This is a genomic window from Variovorax sp. P4_D9 (genome assembly GCF_056401695.1).
The window spans coordinates 1-4456 of record NZ_JBFUIU010000715.1 but is presented as its reverse complement, the minus strand read 5'-3'; the positions used below and the strand labels follow the sequence as shown (position 1 = coordinate 4456).

Annotated in this window: 5 protein-coding genes; 1 reads left to right on the top strand and 4 read right to left on the bottom strand. The window is 68.4% G+C overall.

The genetic code is table 11. From position 1 onward, the window contains the following. The first annotated feature begins 5 nt into the window (after positions 1-5). A complete protein-coding gene (locus AC1DY5_RS43365) occupies positions 6-1433 on the top strand; it encodes a metal-dependent hydrolase family protein (RefSeq protein WP_478120593.1) in 1428 nt (475 codons plus the stop codon). Positions 1434-1464: 31 nt separating this feature from the next. Here AC1DY5_RS43365 and AC1DY5_RS43360 read toward each other — a convergent pair whose 3' ends face one another. The 4 genes from AC1DY5_RS43360 to AC1DY5_RS43345 all read right to left on the bottom strand — a co-directional run. Continuing rightward, positions 1465-2406, bottom strand: coding sequence for a 2-hydroxyacid dehydrogenase (locus AC1DY5_RS43360; protein WP_478120592.1), 942 nt, complete (start codon positions 2404-2406; stop codon positions 1465-1467). 8 nt (positions 2407-2414) lie between these two features. Beyond that, positions 2415-3392: a tripartite tricarboxylate transporter substrate binding protein gene (locus tag AC1DY5_RS43355; RefSeq protein ID WP_478120591.1), complete on the bottom strand. Its 978-nt coding sequence runs from the start codon at positions 3390-3392 to the stop codon at positions 2415-2417. A gap of 28 nt (positions 3393-3420) precedes the next feature. Then, positions 3421-4161, bottom strand: a complete 741-nt coding sequence (locus AC1DY5_RS43350) for a ribonuclease activity regulator RraA (protein ID WP_478120590.1) — start codon at positions 4159-4161, stop codon at positions 3421-3423. Positions 4162-4186: 25 nt separating this feature from the next. Next, positions 4187-4456 (bottom strand): Bug family tripartite tricarboxylate transporter substrate binding protein (locus tag AC1DY5_RS43345; protein ID WP_478120589.1); only part of this gene is annotated, 270 nt, incomplete at its 5' end.

Here is a 4456-nt window from a genome sequence, read left to right as displayed (position 1 = left end):
ACACGGTGGTGCGTCGCGCCGTGTGCCTGTGCCATCGCCCGGAAATCCAGACGCTGACGAACCGGATCAACGCGGATCTCTCGCGTCGGGGCTTCGTGGTCGGCATGACTGCTTCGATCGCCTCGCTCGGGCTTCCGTTTCGCGCGCTGGCCCAGTCTTCCGGGCCCGCTCCGGCCAGGGCCACGTTGTTCACCAACGTCCGGCTCTTCGACGGCAAGTCCGCTTCGCTGCGAGACGGCATGTACCTGCTCGTCGAGGGCAACCGGATCAAGGGCATCGGCGCCGGAACCCCGGCCACGCCGGACGGCGCCCAGCTGATCGATTGCAAGGGCCGCGTGATCATGCCCGGGCTCATCGACGCGCACTGGCACTCGCTGTTCGCCGCCCTGCCACTGCCGGTCCTGATGCAAGGAAACATGGGCTACATCCACCTGGCAGCGAGCGGGGAGGCCGAGCGCACGCTGAAGCGCGGGTTCACCACCGTGCGTGACCTGGGCGGGCCGGCGTTCGCCTTCAAGCAGGCGATCGACGAGGGACTCATCCCGGGGCCGCGCATCTACCCCTCCGGCGCGATGATCACCGGAAGCGGCGGCCACGGCGACTTGCGCCCACTGTCCGACGTTCCCCGCAATCCGGGCATGCCGAGTTTCGTCGAGCAAACCGGCGCTGCCGCCATCGTCGACAGCCCGGACGAGATCCGGCTTCGCGTGCGCGAGCAGCTGACGCAGGGCGCATCGCAGATCAAGCTCGTGGGCGGCGGCGGCGTGTCCTCGCCGCGCAGCCCGCTGGACCTCACGACGCTCAGCGAGGCCGAGCTGCGCGCCGGAATCGACGTCGCGAAGGACTGGAACACCTACGTTGCCGTTCATGCCTATGCGCCGAACACCGTGCAGCGGGCCATCATGGCGGGCGCACAGTGCATCGAGCACGCCCATCTAATGGACGAGGCCACCGCCAGGATGATGGCCGACAAGGGCGTCTGGTTGAGCATCCAGCCTTTTCTCTCCGAGGAGGATACGGGCACCCTGACCGGCCCCAACCGCGTCGCGGCGCTGCAGGTCTTCGCGGGTACCGACAGCGCCTACAAGCTGGCCCGCAAGCACAAGATCAAGACCGCGTTCGGCTCCGACATGTTGTTCTCGCGCGCGTTGGCGACGCGCCAGGGCACGATGCTGACGCACCTGAATCGCTGGTACTCCAACAGCGAGATTCTCATGATGGCGACCGCGTCGAACGCCCAGTTGCTCGAACTCTCAGGTCCGCGCAATCCCTATCCGGGAAAGCTCGGCGTGCTCCAGGAAGGCGCGTACGCCGACCTGCTGCTCGTCGACGGCAATCCCCTCGACAACATCGCGCTGCTTGCGAATCCAGAGACCAGCCTTCTCGTCATCATGAAGGACGGGAAGATCCACAAGAACACGTTGAAGTCGTGATGGCCGGGTCGAGGCCGTTGGCGCCGACGCGTCAGGCCGCTGCGCTGACCAGCGGGCGCCCGGCAAAGAAGGCCGCCAAATTGTCCTCCACCCGCTCTCCCATCGCCGCGCGCGTCTCGTGCGTGTTGCTCGCCAGGTGCGGCAACAGTACGACGTTGTCAAGCGCGAACAAGGCCTCGGGCACCCGGGGTTCGTCCTCGAACACGTCGAGGCCCGCACCCGCGATGCGGCCGCTGGCGAGCGCATCGACCAGTGCCTTCTCGTCGACCACCGTGCCGCGCGAGATGTTGACCAGGTAGCCCTGCGGGCCGAGCGCATCGAGGATCTCGCGCGACACCAGGCCGCGCGTCTCGGCGCCGCCGGCGCTCGCGATCACCAGGAAGTCGGCCCACTCGGCGAGCTCCTTCAACGAGGCGGCATACCCGTAGTCGACATCGGTCAGCGGCTTGCGGTTGTGATAGCGCACCGCCATGTCGAAGCCCGAGGCGCGGCGCGCAAGGACGCGGCCGATGCGCCCCATGCCCAGGATGCCCAGGCGCTTGCCCGACACCTTGGTGGCCAGCGGGAACTGGCCCTTGAGCCAGGCGCCGCTCCGCACGAAGCGGTCCGATGCAGTGAAGCGCCGCGCCACGTCCATCACCAGCGCGAAGGCGGTGTCGGCCACGCAGTCGTTGAGCACGTCCGGCGTGTAGCCGACCGCGATGCCGCGGGCCCGCGCCGCATCGAGGTCGATGGCATCGAGGCCGACGCCGAAGCTGGAGATCACCTTCAGCTTCGGCAGCGCGGCGATCAATGCCGCGTCGGCACCGAAGCGCGCCGAGGTGGCGAGGCCGACGAAGTCGCCGCCATGCGCGGCCAGGAAGGCCTGGGCGTCAGCCTCTTTGTGCAGCGGATGGACATCGTAGGTTTCGGCCAGGCGCGCCTCGAGCGCGGGCAGCAGCGGGCCGTTCTGGAGAATGCGGGGAGCAGTCATTGAAGTCTTCATTCGGGCTGGATGCCCGCATCCTTGGCGACCTTCGACCACTTCACCATCTCGGTGCCGATGAAGTCGCCGAACTGCTGAGGCGTGCCGCCGCCGGGCTCGATGCCGTTGTCCTGCAGCGTCTTGCGCACGTCGGGCATCGCCAGGATCTTGTTGACCTCGGCATTGAGCTTGGCGACCGTCGCCTTGGGCGTGCCGGCCGGCGCGAGCAGGCCGCCCCAGGTGCTGGTCTCGTAGCCGGGCACGCCGGCCTCCTGCATGGTGGGCACGTCGGGCAGCACCGACGAGCGCTTCGCGGTGGTCACCGCCAGCGGGCGCAGGCGCCCGGCCTTTATCTGCACGTTGGCGGCCGCCACGGTGTCGAACATCAGCGAGGTGCGCCCGCTGATCAGGTCGGGATGCGCCAGGGTGCTGCCCTTGTACGGGATGTGCGTCATCTGGATGCCGGCCATCGACTTGAAGAGTTCGCCCGAGAAGTGCGGCGCGCCGCCGTTGCCGCTCGACGCAAAGGTCAGCTTGCCCGGGTTGGCCTTGCCGTAGGCGATCAGTTCCTTGACCGACTTCACGGGAAGCTCAGGCGAGACGATCAGCACCAGCGGCACCACGTGCGTGAGCGCCACCGGCTCGAAACTCTTCACGGTGTCGAAGGGCAGCTTGCTCACCATGCTCGGGTTGATGGCGTGGCTGCTCGCGACCAGCGCCAGCATGTGGCCGTCGGGCGGGCTCTTGGCCATCAGGTCGGTGCCGWTGATGCCGGTCGCGCCGGCCCGGTTGTCGATGACCACCGGCTGGCCCCAGGCCTCGGTCAGCTTCTGCCCGATCAGGCGCGCCGCCAGGTCGATGGCGCCGCCGGGCGAGGCAGGCACGACGATGGTGATCGACTTGGTCGGGAAGTTCTGCGCCAGCGCCGGCACGGCCGGCAGTGCGYCGGCGAGCCCGAGCAGGGCCGCGGTGGCGGCGAAGGATCTGCGGTGCATTGGGGGGTCTCCGTGTGCTTGGTGCGACTCAGCGCCCGGCGGCATCCTGCGCTTTGCGCCAGGCCTCGTAGGCGGCGCGCGTCTCGGCGTTTGGCGGGTAGGTGCCGGCCAGCTTGGCGCCGCCTTCGACGCGCTGCAGGATGAATTCCTCCATCTTTTCCTGCTCGACGGCGTCGCGCGAGACTTCTTCTGCGAGGTGGTGTGGAATCACGACCACGCCTTCGTCGTCGCCGACCATCACGTCGCCCGGGTACACCGGCACGCCGCCGCAGCCGATCGGCACGTTGAGGTCGATCGCGTGGTGGTGGATCAGGTTCAGCGGCGCGCTGCCGCCGGCGCAGTACACCGGGAAGTCCATCTGCGAGATCGGGCCGCTGTCGCGCACCGGGCCGTCGGAGACCAGGCCCGCGGCGCCGCGCACCTTGAGCCGCGTCGTGAGGATCTGGCCGCCCGAGGCCACGCGCGTCTCGCCGCGGCAGTCGATCACCAGCACATGGCCGGGCGGCACGCTCTCGATGCCCTTGCGCTGCGGATGGTTCGGGTCGTCGAAGGCGTTGATCTGGTCGATGTCCTCGCGCGCTGGAATGTTGCGCATGGTGAAGGCCGGGCCGACCAGGTTGCCGCCCGTGGGCTGGGTCAGGCGCTTCACGTGCTGCAGGTAGACGTTGCGGAAGCCGCGCTTAAAGAGCTGCGTGCACAGCGTGGCGACGCTCACGTGGCGCAGGCGTTCACGGGCTTCGTCTGAAAGGGGCGTGGTGGTGTCGGACATGTTCGGTAGGGGGATGAAGAGAGGGTCAGTTCGCGGTGGCGCCGGACTTGCGGACCAGTTCGCCCCAGCGCGGGATTTCCTTTTGCATCAGGGCGGCGAGCTCGGCGGGCGAACCCGCGGCCACTTCCATGCCGAGCTGGTTGGTGAGCTTGTCTTTCACCTCCGGGGTGCGCAGGATCTTGTTGATCTCGGTCGAGAGCCGCAGCGCGATCGGCGCGGGCAGGCCCTTGGGCGCATACACCGCCTGCCACGACGCCATCTCGAAGCCCGGCACGCCGGCCTCCTGCATGGTCGG